The 17,197-nt window shown below is 63.9% G+C and carries 15 protein-coding genes; 3 read left to right on the top strand and 12 right to left on the bottom strand.

What is annotated here, in order from left to right; translation table 11 throughout:
- Positions 1 to 19 precede the first annotated feature (19 nt).
- The 8 genes from IEY62_RS07670 to IEY62_RS07705 form a co-directional block, all read right to left on the bottom strand.
- Positions 20 to 982 carry a Cgl0159 family (beta/alpha)8-fold protein gene (locus tag IEY62_RS07670; protein WP_189015540.1) on the bottom strand — a complete coding sequence of 321 codons (963 nt, stop codon included), beginning with the start codon at positions 980 to 982 and terminating at the stop codon, positions 20 to 22.
- Positions 979 to 2,019 (bottom strand): 5-dehydro-2-deoxygluconokinase, encoded by a 1,041-nt coding sequence (gene iolC / locus IEY62_RS07675; protein WP_189015542.1) that lies wholly within the window; start codon positions 2,017 to 2,019, stop codon positions 979 to 981. Before iolC ends, IEY62_RS07670 begins: the two co-directional genes overlap by 4 nt.
- Before the next feature lie 162 nt (positions 2,020 to 2,181).
- Entirely contained in the window at positions 2,182 to 2,586 is a 405-nt protein-coding gene (locus IEY62_RS07680) for a tautomerase family protein (protein ID WP_189015544.1), read from the bottom strand.
- A gap of 637 nt (positions 2,587 to 3,223) precedes the next feature.
- Positions 3,224 to 4,126, bottom strand: coding sequence for a succinate--CoA ligase subunit alpha (gene sucD, locus IEY62_RS07685; protein ID WP_018779613.1), 903 nt, complete (start codon positions 4,124 to 4,126; stop codon positions 3,224 to 3,226).
- Positions 4,127 to 4,138: 12 nt separating this feature from the next.
- Positions 4,139 to 5,308 (bottom strand): ADP-forming succinate--CoA ligase subunit beta, encoded by a 1,170-nt coding sequence (gene sucC, locus IEY62_RS07690; protein WP_189015546.1) that lies wholly within the window; start codon positions 5,306 to 5,308, stop codon positions 4,139 to 4,141.
- Positions 5,309 to 5,572: 264 nt separating this feature from the next.
- Entirely contained in the window at positions 5,573 to 6,262 is a 690-nt protein-coding gene (locus tag IEY62_RS07695) for a hypothetical protein (protein WP_229785131.1), read from the bottom strand.
- Between the two features lie 23 nt (positions 6,263 to 6,285).
- Positions 6,286 to 8,820, bottom strand: coding sequence for a DNA helicase PcrA (gene pcrA / locus IEY62_RS07700; protein ID WP_189015548.1), 2,535 nt, complete (start codon positions 8,818 to 8,820; stop codon positions 6,286 to 6,288).
- A gap of 75 nt (positions 8,821 to 8,895) precedes the next feature.
- Positions 8,896 to 9,549: a response regulator transcription factor gene (locus tag IEY62_RS07705; RefSeq protein WP_189015549.1), complete on the bottom strand. Its 654-nt coding sequence runs from the start codon at positions 9,547 to 9,549 to the stop codon at positions 8,896 to 8,898.
- An 88-nt stretch (positions 9,550 to 9,637) separates the two neighbouring features.
- Between IEY62_RS07705 and IEY62_RS07710 the strand changes: the two genes are divergently transcribed.
- The 3 genes from IEY62_RS07710 to IEY62_RS07720 are packed head-to-tail and all read left to right on the top strand — an operon-like array spanning position 9,638 to position 12,647.
- The gene (locus tag IEY62_RS07710) at positions 9,638 to 10,867 is read left to right on the top strand and encodes a sensor histidine kinase (RefSeq protein ID WP_189015550.1); all 1,230 of its coding nucleotides are present in this window, start codon (positions 9,638 to 9,640) and stop codon (positions 10,865 to 10,867) included.
- Positions 10,864 to 12,012: a hypothetical protein gene (locus IEY62_RS07715; RefSeq protein WP_189015551.1), complete on the top strand. Its 1,149-nt coding sequence runs from the start codon at positions 10,864 to 10,866 to the stop codon at positions 12,010 to 12,012. Before IEY62_RS07710 ends, IEY62_RS07715 begins: the two co-directional genes overlap by 4 nt.
- Positions 12,006 to 12,647, top strand: a complete 642-nt coding sequence (locus tag IEY62_RS07720; RefSeq protein ID WP_189015553.1) for a LuxR C-terminal-related transcriptional regulator — start codon at positions 12,006 to 12,008, stop codon at positions 12,645 to 12,647. The genes IEY62_RS07715 and IEY62_RS07720 overlap by 7 nt, the downstream gene beginning before the upstream one ends.
- Here IEY62_RS07720 and wsfD read toward each other — a convergent pair.
- The 4 genes from wsfD to IEY62_RS07740 all read right to left on the bottom strand — a co-directional run bounded on the left by wsfD (position 12,621) and on the right by IEY62_RS07740 (position 17,169).
- Positions 12,621 to 14,348, bottom strand: a complete 1,728-nt coding sequence (gene wsfD, locus IEY62_RS07725; RefSeq protein WP_189015554.1) for a glycan biosynthesis hexose transferase WsfD — start codon at positions 14,346 to 14,348, stop codon at positions 12,621 to 12,623. The genes IEY62_RS07720 and wsfD overlap by 27 nt on opposite strands.
- Positions 14,341 to 15,129: a septum formation family protein gene (locus tag IEY62_RS07730; RefSeq protein ID WP_189015556.1), complete on the bottom strand. Its 789-nt coding sequence runs from the start codon at positions 15,127 to 15,129 to the stop codon at positions 14,341 to 14,343. Before IEY62_RS07730 ends, wsfD begins: the two co-directional genes overlap by 8 nt.
- A gap of 79 nt (positions 15,130 to 15,208) precedes the next feature.
- Positions 15,209 to 15,802: an exosortase S gene (gene xrtS, locus IEY62_RS07735; protein ID WP_189015558.1), complete on the bottom strand. Its 594-nt coding sequence runs from the start codon at positions 15,800 to 15,802 to the stop codon at positions 15,209 to 15,211.
- Positions 15,803 to 15,807: 5 nt separating this feature from the next.
- Positions 15,808 to 17,169: a glycosyltransferase gene (locus tag IEY62_RS07740; RefSeq protein WP_189015560.1), complete on the bottom strand. Its 1,362-nt coding sequence runs from the start codon at positions 17,167 to 17,169 to the stop codon at positions 15,808 to 15,810.
- Positions 17,170 to 17,197: the final 28 nt, after the last annotated feature.

Here is a 17,197-nt window from a genome sequence, read left to right on the forward strand (position 1 = left end):
GACGGGAAGACATCTGTTCTTACTCCGATACTTTCACTGGAATGCGGGCATCCGCGCCGTTCTGCGCCGCATCGGCGGGCAGCGGCGCAGTGTTGTTCAGCAGCGAGGCGGCCGTCGCGACGGCACCTGCCACATCGCCGTCGTGCGGGTAAAGCAGTGTCCGCCCAACTGTCAGGCCACGCACGCCCGGCAGCGCCAAAGCTGCTTGCCAGCTGGCGAACACCTCGTCCTGGGTACCATCGGGGTCGCCACCCAACAGCACGGTAGGCAGGGTGGTGGAGGCCATGACACGTTCCATCTCAGCCACCACCGGAAGCTTCATCCAGGTGTAGGCGCTGGTGGAACCGAGGCCCTCGGCAATCCCCACGGACTTGATCACCGCATCTGCGCGGAGGTCGTTTCGGACCTTGCCATGGGCATCTCTCACGGACAGGAACGGCTCCACCATGGCGATCAGCTTGCGGGCTGCCAGGGAATCAATGGCTTTGGCAGTGGCTTCGAGTGTGGCCACGGTGTCCGGGTCGCCCAGGCAGATGCGGGTCAGCATCTTGCCGCCATCGGCACCCAGCGCTTCCAGGGCCTCGGCCGTGTGCCCGGTGAAACGGTCGTCGAACTCGTTGACCAGGCCGGCCAGGCCGCCACGGTTCATGGAGCCAAAAATGAGTTTGCCGTCCAGCGCGCCCAGGAGCAGGAGGTCATCCATGATGTCCGGAGAGGCGAGGATGCCGTCCACAGCCGGGTTGGCCAACGCGATCTGGAGACGGTCCAGGAGGTCACGGCGGTCCGCCATGGCCATCGGCTCGGAGCCGACAGCCAGCGCTCCCCGGGCCGGGTGATCAGCCGCGACGATGAAGTTCTGCGTCCCGTGCTTCAAGCCGGGATGACGACGGCGGGTGGCAGCTGCGCGGGCGACGGCCTCCGGGTCTTCAAGCCGTATCCGGCTCAGGTGCTCATAGCGGCGGGGGTCATCGTTGAGGCTCAACGCACTGCTCCTTCTGTATGGGTGGAGGAGGCTGCATAGGTGGAGGAGGCTGCAAGGGTGGCACCGGGAATGGGCCGGCCGCGTTCGGCGAGCAGCGAGGTGACCTCGTCCGGCGTCGGCATGGCATCCGCGCACGAAACGCGGGAGGCGACGATCGCGCCCGAAGCGTTGGCGTAATCGAGGACTTCGGAGAGCGGCCAGCCGGACAGCAGTCCGTGACAGAAAGCGCCGCCGAAGGAGTCACCGGCGCCCAGGCCATTGACGGTTTCCACCGGGACAGGCGCGGAGACGACGCGTTCGGTGCGGGTCTTGGCCATGACACCCTCCGCGCCGAGCTTCACGACGGCGATCTCAACACCGGCGGCCAGCAGGCGGTCTGCCTGCTCATCGGGAGTTCCCTCCCCTACGGCGACGGCGCATTCCTTGTCGTTGCCGATCGCTACCGTGACGTGCGGGAGGATCTTGGCGACCTCGGTGCGGGCTTCTTCTTCGGACGACCAGAACATGGGGCGGTAGTCGAGGTCCAGGATGGTGAACTGGCCTGGCTTCAGGCCGGTCCGGGGACGGGCACGGTGCGCGGCGATATGGGCGCTGCGGCTGGGCTCCTGGCACAGGCCTGTGACGGTGGACCAGAAGATTCCGGCTTCCCGGACGGCTTCGAGATCCAGCTCTTCGGCTTTGATCTGCAGGTCAGGGGCCGTGGGGAAGCGGCCGTAGAAGTACAGCGGGAACTCGTCGGTTGCAGGCTTGATCGCACAGAACGTCACAGCCGTGGGGTACTGCGCCACCGGGGAAACGAACGAATCGTCAACGTTGAACTTGCGGAGTTCGCGGTGCAAGTAGGTCCCGAATGCGTCGTCGCCGGTGCGCGTGATGACACCCGTGCGGCGGCCATGGCGTGCGGCAGCAACGGCCACATTGGAGGGCGAACCTCCCAGGTACTTGCCGAAGGATGTCACATCCTCCAGGTCCACTCCGATGTCGTTCGGGTAGATATCAACGCTGATGCGCCCGATCGTGAGTAGTTCGTGGGTCACGGTAATCGTTGACCTTTCTCTTGTGAACTCTGAACCTTTGAGCGCTGGGCCCCAATGCCTTGCCACCCCTCAGTGAGCGGGGCCACATGACTACTTTGCACCAGATTTCATGTCCTGTCAAAGGTTTGTACTGACATATTTACAACATGACACGGACGGCTTTTACTTGCTCGGAACAGCCAGTTCTCCAGTGACGTACTGGCTGCGCCCGAAGCCGAATGACCAGTCGCCGGGCGAGTTCTCCACGTACCCAATGAAGACATCCTCCCCTGCCACACCCACCCCGGCCAGGCCTGCGGCAATGGCTTCGAAGAGCGAGCTCTTGGCCGGCTGGCTCCGCCCACCTTGGGTGAAGATCTGAATCATGACCACCCCGGCGGTCCGCTCAAAACCGAGGCCCGCATCCTGGGCGACAATCTGCCCCGGGGCATGTTCGGTGAGGATGTGGAAGTAGTCCTGCTCGGGAATTCCATACTCGGAGACGATGGCATGGTGGATAGCGCGACTGATGGCGGCCAGCTCACCGGGAGAGCGGCCTGGGTTTACATCAATACGAACAAGCGGCATTGCAATCCTCCTGAAGTAGTTTGTCCTGACATACTAACAAACATAGTCGTGTGGAGTACAGCAAAGGCCTCAAAGTACGACGGCGGCCCGGCACCTTCCGTGAGGAAGGCACCGGGCCGCCGTCGAACGTGTTCTGCCTTGCGGCCGTGAACCTAGAGCGTTGCGTAAACTTCGCGCAGCAGCTTGGCGGTCTCGGACNGCCAACGAATATGCGCGTCCCCAGCACGGGCTTAAAGTACGACGACGGCCCGGCACCCTCCGTGGGGAAGGCACCGGGCCGCCGTCGAGAATAAGACACCCAAGCACGTACGCGACACCCATCCCGACCCACGACACCCACATCCGCGCGGCGCCAACGAATATCCGCGGCGCCAACGAATATGCGCGTCACACTCCGCGCTGCGCCCTCCAACAACGGAAGGGCACCGGGCCGCCGTCGAGAATAAGACACCCAAGCACGTACGCGACACCCATCCCGACCCACGACACCCACATCCGCGCGTCCCCGACGAATATCCGCGGCGCCAACGAATATGCGCGTCCCCATCACGGGCTTAAAGTACGACGGCGGCCCGGCACCTTCCGTGGGGAAGGCACCGGGCCGCCGTCGAACGTGTTCTGCCTTGCGGCCGTGAACCTAGAGCGTTGCGTAAACTTCGCGCAGCAGCTTGGCGGTCTCGGACGGCGTCTTGCCGACCTTCACGCCTGCAGCCTCGAGGGCTTCCTTCTTGGCCTGCGCGGTACCAGCGGAACCGGAGACGATGGCGCCGGCGTGGCCCATGGTCTTGCCTTCGGGAGCAGTGAAGCCGGCCACGTAGCCGACAACCGGCTTGGTGACGTTGGCCTTGATGAAGTCAGCGGCGCGCTCTTCGGCATCGCCACCGATTTCGCCGATCATGACGATTGCCTTGGTCTCGGGGTCAGCTTCGAACGCGGCCAGGGCGTCGATGTGCGTGGTGCCGATGATGGGGTCGCCACCGATACCGATCGCGGTGGAGAAGCCGAGGTCGCGGAGTTCGTACATCATCTGGTAGGTCAAGGTACCGGACTTGGACACGAGGCCGATGGGGCCCTTGCCCGTGATGTTCGCCGGGGTGATGCCAACCAGGGCCTCGCCCGGAGTGATGATACCGGGGCAGTTCGGCCCGATGATGCGGGTGACCTGCTTGCCGTCAGCATCCACCTTGGACTGGGCCAGTGCCCAGAACTCAGCGGAGTCCTGAACCGGTACACCCTCGGTGATGACAACCACGAGGCCGATGCCGGCTTCGATGGCTTCAACCACGGCGTCCTTGGTGAATGCCGGCGGAACGAAGACGATGGAGACGTCAGCGCCGGTTTCAGCCATGGCTTCCTTGACGGTGCCGAAGACCGTGATTTCCTTGTCGCCGTGCAGGACCGTGGTGCCGGCCTTGCGGGCGTTGACGCCACCAACAATGTTGGTGCCGGCCTTGAGCATCAGGGCGGTGTGCTTGGTGCCCTCGCCGCCGGTGATGCCCTGAACGATGACCTTGGAGTCCTTGTTGAGGTAGATAGACATTGTCGCGTCCCTTTACTTAGCTGCGTTGGCGAGCTCGGCAGCCTTGTCGGCGCCCTCGTCCATGGTGGCGGCCAGGGTTACCAGCGGGTGGTTGGCCTCGGTCAGGATGCGGCGGCCTTCCTCAACGTTGTTGCCGTCGAGGCGAACAACCAGCGGCTTGTTCGCGGAAGAACCGAGCTCGGCCAGTGCACCGACGATGCCCTTGGCAACAGCGTCACAGGCGGTGATTCCGCCGAAGACGTTCACGAACACGCTCTTGACCTGGGAGTCGCCCAGGATAACGTCCAGGCCGTTGGCCATGACCTCGGCGGAAGCTCCACCACCGATGTCCAGGAAGTTGGCGGGCTTGACGTTGCCGTGGTTTTCACCGGCGTAAGCAACGACGTCGAGGGTGGACATCACAAGACCGGCGCCGTTGCCGATGATGCCCACTTCGCCGTCCAGCTTGACGTAGTTGAGGTCCTGGGCCTTGGCCTTCGCCTCGAGCGGGTCAGCTGCGTCCTTGTCTTCCAGCGTTGCGTGGTGCACGTGGCGGAAGTCAGCGTTCTCGTCCAGGGAAACCTTGCCGTCGAGGGCAACGATCTCGCCTGCACCGGTGCGGACCAGCGGGTTGACCTCAACCAGGGTTGCGTCTTCCTTCTTGAAGACGTCCCACAGCTTCAGAATGACGTCGGCCACTTTGCCGCGCAGTTCCTCAGCGAAGCCTGCGGCTGCGACGATTTCGTCGGCCTTGGCCTGGTCGATGCCCACAGCGGGGTCGATCGCGATCTTGGCCAGGGCCTCGGGACGCTCGACAGCAAGCTGCTCGATTTCCATGCCGCCTTCAACCGAGCACATGGCCAGGTAGTTGCGGTTGGCACGGTCCAGGAGGACCGAGAAGTAGAATTCCTCGGCGATGTCAGCACCCTGGGCGATCATCACCTTGTTGACGGTGTGGCCCTTGATGTCCATGCCCAGGATATTGGTGGCGTGCTCAAGTGCCTCGTCGGCAGACTTGGCAACCTTGACGCCGCCGGCCTTGCCGCGGCCACCAACCTTAACCTGTGCCTTGACGACTGTTACGCCGCCGATCTTCTCGGCAGCTGCCTTCGCTTCTTCAGGAGTGTGCGCCACGATGCCGGCGAGCACGGGTACACCGTGCGCTTCGAACATATCGCGCGCCTGATATTCAAACAGGTCCACGGTTTAGTGTCCTTCTACGTCGAAGTAGTTTTCTGTTCAGCCGGGAACCGCGATGACCGCGATAGCCAGCTGCGGAAAGTACGCGGTAACAACCAGGATTGAAGCCGGTCACATTGCGTAAGGTCCTCTCGGAACTTTAGCCCTTTGAGGAGTCCCGCCAGCTACACACTACCTGTTAAGTGAGTAACCTTACACTTCTATCGTATGTAGAAAAACCGCATATTCACGCGGTTTTTGGGTTATTCCGCGTCCATGCCGAGCCCATCAGAAGCCCTCCTTCAGGCTCCCACGGACCGTCTTGCCGCCGTCGGAAACCAGCTGGTAACCCTCACGGCTGACGAAGAACGCCACACCACCAGAGACGTTTCCGCAGGCAACACCGCCGTTGTACGCAGAACACCGCAAGCCATTGCGTTCGATGTTCTGGCCGTCGGCCAACTCGCGGAGCTTGGAGATGGGACCGTTGCGGCTGCCCTTGGGCCCGAACTCGGACTCCATTTGTGTTACGCCGGAACGACACGAGCCGTACACGGCCTTGTCCGGAGTGAGCAGCGCTGTTCCGCCGAGATAGCCCAGCCCGGTGCCTGCGCAATCGTCAGCGATGTCGTCGTGCTCGGCCTTGGCGTAGGCGGCAAGCTCGCACTGCACCACGGGCACCACCGCGAACTTGTTGTTGGCAGCGTCCGAGTAGCTGTTGGCCTCATACGGCAGGTTGAGGTGGCCACCCCTTGACGAGGTCATGGCGCACACGATGTTCCGGTCCGCAGTGACGAAAGCTGTCACGTCCTCACCCGCAGCCAGAGTGGTCTGCTCAGAGACAGGTACCTGCTGGAGTTGTTCCAGGGGCGGCAACGGGGCAGGCGGAACGTAGTCCGGGTCCTTGGTGGCGAAGGAGCAACCCGACGCCACAACAAGAAGCAAAGCGGCCAGGATCCCCCACACTGTGCGTCGCATGCCACCAATTATGCCGTGCGGCTTCATGCATCAAGCTTGGTCAGCGGCGCGTAACGCAACAACAGGCGCTTCTCGCCGACGTCGAACTTCACCTTGGCGACCGTCTTGTCTCCCGCGCCTTCGACTCCCAACACCACGCCGTTGCCAAAGCTCGTGTGGTTGACCTTATCCCCCACCACCACGGAAATAACTTCCTTTTGCGGCTGCACCCTGTTGCGGGCGACGGCGGCAGGGACGTCGGCGTCGAACCCTGCGGTGGGGCTGGCGGCAACACCGCGCGAAGTGCCGGCACCCCAGAACGAACCACCGTAACGGTTCGAACCGATAGGGGCGCTCCCCCAACCGCCGGCCTGGCGGCTCATGCCTTCGCGTTTCCACTCCACCAGTTCGGAGGGGATCTCTTCAAGGAACTGGCTGGCAGGGTTGTACTGGCTCTGGCCCCACATGCTGCGGACCTCCGAGCGTGTAACGTAGAGCCGCTGGCGCGCCCGGGTGAGCCCCACGTACGCCAGCCGGCGTTCCTCGGCCAGTTCCTTGGGGTCGGTGGCCGAACGCTGGTGCGGGAAGATGCCGTGCTCCATACCGGTAAGGAACACCACCGGGAATTCCAGGCCCTTTGCCGTGTGCAGCGTCATGAGCGTGACGACTCCCATGCGCTTGGCTTCTGCCACGGCGGCATCAATGTCCGCGCCGGGAGCATCGGGGATCTGGTCGGCGTCTGCTACCAGGGAAACCTGTTCCAGGAACTCTCCCAGCGTGCCCTCGGGGTTGTCGCGCTCATATTCACGGACAACGGCCACGAGTTCGGCGAGGTTCTCCACACGGGATTCGTCCTGCGGATCGTTGCTGGCGCGCAGACCGGCCAAGTAACCGGTCTGTTCCAGCACGGCTTCCAAGGCTGCCGCGGCACCGGAGCCGGAGGCGACTTCCGCCAGGTCATCCAGGAGCTTCACAAAGCCCAGGACAGCGTTGACCGAGCGCGTGGCCATACCCGGCGCCTGGTCAGCGCGACGTGCCGCAGCCATGAAGGAGGTCCGGTCCCTTTCGGCGAGGGCGGCGACGGCGCCCTCGGCACGGTCCCCGATCCCGCGCTTGGGTTCGTTGAGCACGCGGCGGAGGTTGACGTCGTCGTCCGGGTTCACCAGGACGCGCAGGTAAGCCAGGGCGTCCTTGATTTCCTTGCGCTCGTAGAAGCGGGTGCCGCCAACAACCTTGTAGGGCAGGCCCACCCGGACCAGGACATCTTCAATCGAGCGCGACTGTGCATTGGTCCGGTAGAAGATGGCAACGTCTCCGGGACGGAGGCCTTCCTCGTCCTGCAGACGGTCGATTTCCTTGGCAATGAACTGGGCTTCGTCGTGCTCGTTCTCGCCCACGTAGCCGATGATCTTCTCGCCGTCGCCTTCGGCGGTCCACAACCGCTTCTCCTGGCGGTTGGGGTTGCGGGAGATGACGGAGTTCGCTGCGCTGAGGATGTTCTGCGTGGAACGGTAGTTCTGCTCCAGCTTGATGGTGCGGGCGTTCGGATAGTCGGCTTCGAACTCCACGATGTTGCGGATGTCCGCGCCGCGGAAGGCGTAGATGGACTGATCCGAATCACCCACCACGGTCAGCTCGCTGGGCTGGACTTCCGTGTCCGTGCCCAAGCCCACGATCTCCCTGACCAGCGCGTACTGTGCGTGGTTGGTGTCCTGGTACTCGTCAACCAGGACGTGCCGGAAACGGCGCCGGTAGGACTCCGCGAGCGCAGGGAAAGCCCGGAACATGTAGACGGTTTCGGCGATCAGGTCATCGAAATCCATGGCATTGGCTTGGCGCAGGCGTTGTGTGTAGCCCTTGAAGACATCAGCCACGGCGGTTTCGAAGGGGTCGTTGTGGTTCGCTGCGGAGGAGTAGGAGTCGGCGTCGATGAGCTCGTTCTTGAGGGCCGAAATCTTGTGCTGGATGGCCTTGGGCGCGAACTTCTTGGGATCGAGGTCCAGGTTCTTGGCCACCAGGGTGATCAGGCGCAGCGAGTCCGCGGAGTCGTAGATGGAGAAGTTCGAGTTCAGGCCCACGTTGGCGGCTTCACGCCGCAGGATACGGACGCATGAGGAGTGGAAGGTTGAGATCCACATGCCTTTGGCCCGCGCCCCCACCAACGCTTCAATGCGCTCCCGCATTTCCGCTGCTGCTTTATTGGTGAAGGTAATGGCCAGGATTTCGCCGTGATGGGCACGCTTGGTGGCGATGAGGTAGGCGATGCGGTTACTGAGCACGCGCGTTTTGCCGGAACCTGCGCCGGCAACGATGAGCAGCGGACTTCCGGCGTGCTTGACGGCCTCTTCCTGCTGCGGGTTCAGCCCTTGGAGCAGGGCATCCGCGGAGGGGAGCCCGGACGTGCCCGCGTTGCCCCATCCTCCTGGGGCAGAAGCATCCGGCCGGCCCCCGCCGCCCTCCTGGAGACGGACACCCGGCGCACCACCACCTTGGCGTGAAAGCTCCGGGGCAGCCTTGACTGCGGCTTTGGTGCCTGCTTTGAAGGGTCCGTCTGCGTAGGGGTCAAACAACATATCCATGGTGCCTACCAGTCTAGGCGGTGCCCCCGACACTATAGGGCGGTGCGTCCACAGCCCGGGCCCTGCCCGCGGAATCTACTGCCGCGGGTCCTCCAACAACCATCCCGCTGCAGTGAGCCGTTCCCGGAGCCCCAGCCTGGTCAGGGGTTCCGGACCGTCCTGGAACTTCCGGCGCACTGACGCCAGGTGTTTCTTCACACCGTCCACGGAGATGCCCAGCAACTGGGCTGTCTCAGCCATTGTCCCGGCGGCTCCTCCGAGGTAGACGGACACTACCTGGTGCTCCCTGGCTGACAACTGTGGTTCCCCCAGACCGGCATCCATGGCTGCGGCGACTTCAGGCGTGATGTGTTGCAGGCCTTGCGCTGCGCGCCGGAGCGCGGTCTCCACCACGCTCGCGGAGGCTGTCTTGGGGATGTACGCCATGGCGCCCGCCGCCATGGCCTGGCGCATCACGGCAGGGTCAAGGACCGAGCTGCACACCACAACCTGCGGGCCGGAGGAAAGGATCGCCTCGATCTTGGCGCGCAGCGGGACCTGGTCACCCAGGAGGACGTCCAGGATAACGACGTCGGACAGGGCACCCAGCCTGGCCGCAGTTTCGGCCCAGGAGGCGAACCGGCCCACCACCCGGATGCCTGTGGTGTTGTCCTGGAGCCACTGGGAAAGCCCTTCGAGCAGGACCGCGTGGTCTTCCACGATGTCCACCTCGATCGTGGGTTGGGACACCGGGTATCGCACTTAAATCGGTCCTCCCCGCATATGATTATGGCTAAGTGGTCATCATATTCCGATGACGGGTTTTGGGGAGACATTCATGGGGGCATGGATAACCCGGCTGGCAGCGTACCGGCCGACGTTGGAGCGCTCGGACCTGCTGGCCAGATCCGGGGCAGTGATGGGCTTCGTTTTCGTGGCTGCCTCGTGGCTTTACTTGTTTCCGATCATGGGCGGACCCCTGTGGCACCATGCCTTGGCATGGGCGCTTGTGATGGTGCTGGCGGTGTGCTTCGCGACGCTTATGCGGACCGATCTCTGGCCCCTCCGGCTGGTGATCGTCGTGGGACTGATCGCCCTGTCCGAACTCCTGGCAGGGGCCAGCTACCGCCAGGATTCCGATTCGCTGCTCTTGGCCCACAGCCTGCTGATTGGCGCCACCTCCACAGTGGCGTTGTCCTTGCGGGGTTCATGGCAGTCTGCCGCCTACACCGCGCTGCTGGCCGTCCTGGTTTTTGGGCACACCATCACGACATCAATCCAGCACCGCCTCGGTCCCACCACATTCTCGATTCTTGTGGGATTCTGGCTCATCATGCTCGCCATCCGTCACACTGCGCCCAGGGCCCTGGACATTTTCCTGCGCGACCAGGCCGTGAAGGCGGAATCCGTGGCTGCCCAGGCCATCGTCAGGGACAGGAGCAGCGCCGCCGCCCAAGACGCCCGGCATCTTCACGACACCGTGCTGCGGGGTCTGACCCTCCTGGCACGGGGCGGTGCCGGCCTGGCCCCGCAGGACTTCCGCAGCATGTTCGCCGCTGGTGCGTACGACGACGACGGCCCCGGTCTCCGGAGCACCGGCACCTTGACCGAATCCACCATGGCGGACGGCCGCCCGGCGGCCCTTCGCGGCGGAGGCGGGGTGGCCGTCGTCGAGTCTTCCACTGCCACGGACGTGGCCTCGTGGCTGAAGGCGCGGGCCCGCGAACACAGCCGGAACGGCTTCACTGTGGACGTTTTCGGCGAGGGTGGAACGCTGCCGCCGGATGTCTTGCTGGCGGTGGCTGATGCGGCCGGGGAGTGCATGGTCAACGCCGCCCGGCATGCCGGGAGCGATCACGTGGATGTGCTGATCTCCCGTACAGGTCCCGTGGTGTCGGTCCTCGTCAGTGATGCGGGCCGCGGATTCGACCCCGGATCCCTCCCGGCGGAGAGCTTCGGGGTGCGGCACTCGGTGGTTGAGCGCATGGCACACGTCGGCGGGAGCGCCAGGCTGTTGTCGACGCCGGGGCGTGGCACCACTGTTGTCCTCGAGGTCGAGGCGGCATGAGCCGATTGTTTCCGGATGTGCCCGGGGCCACTGCCGGTCCCCTTTTCCTCTCCCGGGGCATACTGGTGGGCGCCAGTCTCATTCTGTGGACTTTTTCGGCCATAACTCAGGTGGGGTCCTTCGATGGGAGCAGTCCTGATCACTCAGGGTTTACCGCCGTGGCCCTGGACCTCATAGGCTGCTGCGCGGCTTTCCTGGCGTCTGCGCCGACCACGCCCCGGCGGCAGCTTCCGTATGTTCGCCTGCTCTGGCTTGCCACGTCCATCACCTCGGGCGTGATGACGGCCCAGGGGGTGACATTGGCCTCGGGCTACCTGGCCCTGGCCTTCAACGTCATGCTGGGGACGGCCTTGGTTTTCCTTGTCTGCATGCGGTGGGACCTGATGGGTTTCATGCTCCTGTCCGCTGCCAACTCCGTCCTGAGCAGCTTCTACTACGCCACCACTCCACGATTCGGGTCCGGCGAGGGTCTGCTGATTTTCTTCATTACCCTGATTCCCGGGCTGTTGGGAGCTTTGTTCGTGGTGGGCATCCGAAGCCGCATGGAGGAACAGTTTGCCCGGCATTCCGCCCAGGCCTTGACCGCGTTGAACCAGCATGCTGATACCCGCAGTTCGGCCCACACCGAGGAGTTGTCAGCTACGCACCAGCAGATCCAGGAGCTGTTTGAGAGGGCAGCCCGAAGCGAAGGCCGTCCGCTGACGCCGGGCCTGGCGGAGGAAGCCCAATGGCTGGCCTCGCGGTTGCGTGCCCAGCTGATGGTGGCCCACAGCGGTAATTGGTTGACCGAGGCGTTGGTGCTGGCGGGCCTCGACTCCACGGCCACAGTGACGGCACAACCAGACCTTCTTCAACGAATCACGCAAGCACAGCGTCCGGCGTTCCTCGCTGTCACCATGCTGCTCTTGAAGCCCATCCCGGACGGGCCGCGCCAAGGCAGCGGCCAGCCCGGAACGGTGCATGTCTATGTGGAACCACATGTGGACGATCAGTTGCTGATTACCTGGCGGGTAACCGGGCTCAATCCCAACCGCTGTACCCCTGCCTTGTGGAGCGAGGTGGAATCCTTGGGTGCCCCACGCGTTCACTCGGACCCCGGAGGCGCCAGCATCATTGTCCACGTCAAGGCGCCCAGGCTATGGTGACGCGGCTGGTGGTGGTGGACCAGCATCAACTGATGATCGACACCTTGGATGCTTGGCTGCGCCGTAACGCTCCGGATCTGGTGGTCGCGGCGGGCTTGACCAGCGTTCCCACCGAGCTCCACCAGGAAGCCTTGGCCGGCCTTTCAGTGACGGTGGCTGTCCTGGGTACGCTCGATCACCGCGAACAACTGGTCCCGGCAGTTCACCAGCTGGTGCAGGCTGGATTGCGTGTGGTGGTCCTTGCCACAGCCTTGGACCGCTGGGATGCGGGCGCTGTCCGCTCTGCCGGCGCCTTGGGTTACGTGCCCAAGGCGGCCGGCCCCCGGCACACGGAGCTCGCCCTCCGCGCCGCCGCATCCGGACAGGAATATGTGCATCCTGACGTCACAGCCGGCCAGGAAAACAGCACACCGGTACGCATCACGCTTTCGCCGCGGGAACAGCGACTCGCCGAGCTGTACCTCGGGAGTGCCGCCATGTCCGTTCGTGGCGTGGCGGACGCCATGGGTATCAGCGAACAAACAGTCAAAGCCCACCTCCACCGCATCCGGCAGCGCTACGCCACGGCGGGCATCAAGCTCGGCAACGTCATCAGCCTGCGTAAGCAGTTAACCAACGATGGCTGGATCAGCTGACCCCTGCTGTGCCTTGGCCCTCCGGCCCCTGCGCTTTCGTTCCGGCACCTTTCCCGGCTCCGAAGCCAGGATGCTGATCAAGGCCACCAGCAACGGTCCGCACAAAGCCGCCATGAAGCCGACGATGATCATCTGCTTGTAAATTTCGGCCTGCCCGCCGTTGAGCATGACGGCCCAGAACTGGAACCAGCCTCCCAGCACGATGACGACAGCCAGCCTTCCCACGGCACTCCGCTTCCGGAAGGCCACGGCCAGGCCCAACAGCAGGGTCACCAATTGCATCCCGACGAACGCCACGGGAGCAGCTTTCGCGGCGCTGAACAGGCCCAACACCACGGGAAAACGCCGTTCCTTGTCATAAGGGCCATGCTCGAAACCTTCAAGGTAGGAGCCAACATAGCCCAGTTCCGGCGTCAGCATGGCAGTGACTCCGCGTTCACCCATGGTGATGAGCCGCTCCGGATGAGTGGCGTAGAAACCGGCGATCGTACCCAGGCTGATCTTCTCCTGGAACTGCGGGTACAGAGGGTTGTAAACAGCCGAACGCGTGGAGGCCACCGTAGTATCCATGGAGTTGATGAAACTTGGATCCAGCCCCAACCATTCGAGATCTGCTTCAGGGGTGGGGCTGTACGGAAGAAGCTCAACGAAGACTGCGTTGTAAAGGTTTACCTCTGCGAAGCGCTTGGGTTGGGCGTTGATGAACGCCACCGAAAACGCAACGATCAGCAGCACCGCCGTCGCGGGCAGCAGCAGTGCGCGCCAACGGTTGCCCCTCCTGACCGCGTCCTGCGCCGGCGTGCCTTCGGTTGGGGGCTCGACGACGGCCGCCTCACCGTCGGCTGCGCGCCGCGGCAATGGCACCCAGAGCATCGCCAGGGCAATAACGGGCAGCCATGCGGCAGTTTGTGTTTTTGCCGCAACGGTAAAGACGGTGGCGAGGACGACCAGCAGCAAAGCCAGCCACCGCGGACCGTTGCCGTTCCAATAGTGAAGCAGTGCCACGGACACGCCAAGGATGCCGAGGAAGGCCGCGGGCTCGCTGTAGGGCGAGATGAAGAAATCAGCAAAGACCCCGTCAGCCATCACGCCTGTGAACAGCGCGGCAATGAGGATACGGAACCAGGTCCGGCCAGGCAGTACGTTGATCAAGGCCGCGATCAACAACCCGAACACCACACAGCAGACAAGTCCAACCGCACGGGTGTCCAGTCCGGGTCCCCAGCCCGTAAGGGGCGTCAGCAGTTTCCCCAACCACAGGAGCAGCAGCTGGGAAGAGTAGTTGGGCTCCCCGGTGCCGTTGGCCCCGCAGCCCTCGCCGTAGAACTGGTGCGGGACCCAGGCGGGGTGGATGTATTTTGTGAACTCGGTGTAGTCCCAGGGCCGTTGGTTCATGACGCCAAGGGAGCAGACCAAGCCATGTCCCTCGCCCTGGTCGCCCATCCCCACGGGTTCCGGAACGAGCAACCGGACCACCATGAGGGCGGCAGCAACCAGCCCGGAGATCATGGCCGCACCATGGACTGGCCCCAGCGTCAACGCACCGGGGCCGAAAGTCCTGGCCAGGTAGCGCCCCAGGCTGCCGAGCGGCCGGGCCTTGGTGCCCTTGCGGCCACGTACGGGGGCGGGGGTGAAGGCTTTCTGCGCTTTCCCACCACGCTCACGGAGCTGCGTGGCGTTTCCGAATCCGTGCTCAGCCATTCTTTCCTGCTCCCCCTGTGACAGCCACGCGCTGGGGAGCCAGGGTTCCGGTCACCAGTTCCGGAGCTTCGCCCGGTGCTGGTTGCCGGGCGGATGCCACGGCGCAGCGCACTGTCCGGGCAGTGCCTACCGTCCGGATGATGGGCTGGACTCCAACGCCTGCGGGCAGCTTTTCTGTTCCGAGGAATTCGAGCGCATAGGGAAGGCAGCGCGCTTCCCGCCCGGCGGATGTTGCCAGTGACGCGTCCTGCGCAATCCATGCGCTGATGTCTTCCGCGGTATGGGGCTCCGAACACGGGACGTCTGTGCCGTCGTCGGAAAGAATGCCGTCCTTGTATTCCTGCCGGTAGCAGAGCCGCACTGCTGCGGAGTGGGGTCCGGCCAACGCATCCTTGAGGTCGAGGCCGATTTCCTGCGGGGTGCCGTGGTGGTCCGTAACCGCTACGTCGCAACGAACTGCCCGGCTGCCGGCGGCCCATGCGTCCCGGTCAGGGAAGTAACTGGTGATCGCCAGGCCAATGGTTCCGTCCCTGCTGGACGCCGAGAGATAAGCACGCAGGTCCTCGCTGGTGCACAGCCTTTTGCCGGCAGCCTTGAGCTGCTGCTGGTTGGGGCGTGCTTCCTGCTTGGCCAGGGGTTCGGGCATCGTGGTGACCTGGAAGGTCTGGGTGGTGTGGGGTTCGGCGCAGGGAACAGGCGGGCTGGGTTCGCTGCTGGCATCGAATTCTTCAGGGGTGACCACGGCATGGCAAAGTCCCGTTTCCGGATTCGCTGTGTCCACCCCCGGTTTCCCTTGGTCACAGGCGGACAGAACTGCCGTTAACATCACCGCGGCCATGACGGCCGACGCCCTGAACAGACTACGAGGAAGCACGCCGGCCCTTGCTGCGGGTCACGGTGCGGTTTTTGCGGACGACGGCGGCCCTCACCAGCACGATGATGGCCGCGACGAAGCCGAAAATCACCACGAAGGAACCCAGGAAGTGGTGCATGACATCGAATCCCTGCTGGCCCCAGCTCTGTTGCGCCGCGGCAATCATGAAGTAGCGGGTTGCGTTGCTGATGCAGACAATGAGGAGCGCGATGAGGGCCGCGGGCATGAGCCGGGACACGGGAATGCGTCCCATCAGGAAGAGGATCCCGGCCAGGCCTGCGATTGGCGTGAGCAGGACGGCGCTGGAGCACAGCCCCGTGACTTGGAGGGCGAATGGCTGGCCCCCGCCCACGTTGTGGAAGATGATGTCCCCTACGCTGTAGGAAGCCCCGCCGAGGACGCCGTCGAAAATGGCGGACATCAGCCAGGCTTCGGCTGCCCTGATGTGCTCCTGCTGCAGCATCGCCGCGGCCGCGGCAGCGATGAAGACCAGCCCGATGAGGCCCCCGCCACGGGCCTTCCGTACGGGGATCGCACGGGGTCCCATGGGGACGCTGATGTTGCCGGCTTCTGCGCTCATGGCCACTACGCTTCCTTCGCTAGGAGTTTGACGTCTGCTTCCTGGTTGCGGCGGGTCTTGGCCCACCCCTGCCGTCCCGTGATGAGGCGGTAGGTTGCCCTGAGGACCGTGACGTAGTTCTGGTACATGTAGAGCCAGTAGCCGAAGCCCCAGAGGACACCGAGCATGAAGTTCTTCTCCGGCGTGACCTGCTTCCGGTACACCAGGCCCCACAGTGCGAACGGCAGCACGCCGGTTGCGAAGATCAGGGGAATGATGAACCAGGCCGCACTGATCCAGGCACCAAAGCTGCCCATGGTCAGTGAGCCCTGGGCCACCATGGTGATAAAGAGCGTTGGCCACAGGACCAAGCCAAGTATCTGGATGAAGGGCTGGACCAGGAAGTAGCTGGACTCGATCGCGCCGACGTTGCTGAAGTACGGCGATTCGAAGATCCGCTTCAGGTAGACGCTGCACTGCATGCCGCCGTGGCACCAGCGCGTGCGCTGCGTCAGGAGACGGCGGAGGTCAGGGAGGGCTTCCTGGGCCACGTGCGTGTCATGCATGTAGACGGTCTTGTAACCACCCAGCATGATGTGGATCGCGAGTTCGTAATCTTCCAGGAGCGCCCCGTGCCAGGGCTGGCCGGAAGTTTTGGCGATGACGTCCAGTGCGGACAACCGCGTGAACTGGCCGTTCCCGCCCAGGCCGACCGTCAGGGTGTGCCGGCGAAGGGACTGCATGGCCGCGATGGTGGTGCGGAACTCCATGTCCTGCATCAGGACCAGGTACCGTCCGAAGGACTTCCTGAAACGCTGCAGGCCGGTGCCGCCTTCCAGGGCCGGGTCCTGCAGGTTGGACATCCAGACGGCGGTTTGGGCGGCGCCGACTTCCGGGTCACCGAACGCCAGCGGACCAGCCGCCTGACGGAACGCATTGTCGGCCAGGTGGCCATCGGCGTCGACCACCAGGACGATCACCGAAGAACGGTCGACGCCGGCCGGCAGCCAGGCGTCCAAGGTGCGGTAGGCGGCGTTGAGCGCATCCCCTTTGCCTGTGCGGGCCAGGGGGCGGCGTCGGCGCACCAGATGGATCATGGAATCGCGCTCTGAGGCTGCGTCCACGATGTCGGCCGTAGCGTCGTCGCTGTCGTCATCGACAACCCAGACGTGGGCCTGCGGGAATTGCCTGCGCAGCAATCCCAGGGTTTCGCCGATCACCACTTCTTCATCGCGGCATGGAATGAACACATGCCATGAGAAAGAGTCGGGATCGCCCTCGGGATCGGGTTTGCGCCGGAGGAAGGGCACCAGAATCACCAGGATGTACGACAGAAAAACCACCAGGAGCACAAAAGCCAGCGCCTGGGCGGATTCGAGTACCGACATTTACTTCCGATGCTTGGGCGGGGCCGGA

This window comes from Paenarthrobacter histidinolovorans, assembly GCF_014647595.1.
In the GTDB taxonomy this organism is placed as follows: domain Bacteria; phylum Actinomycetota; class Actinomycetes; order Actinomycetales; family Micrococcaceae; genus Arthrobacter; species Arthrobacter histidinolovorans.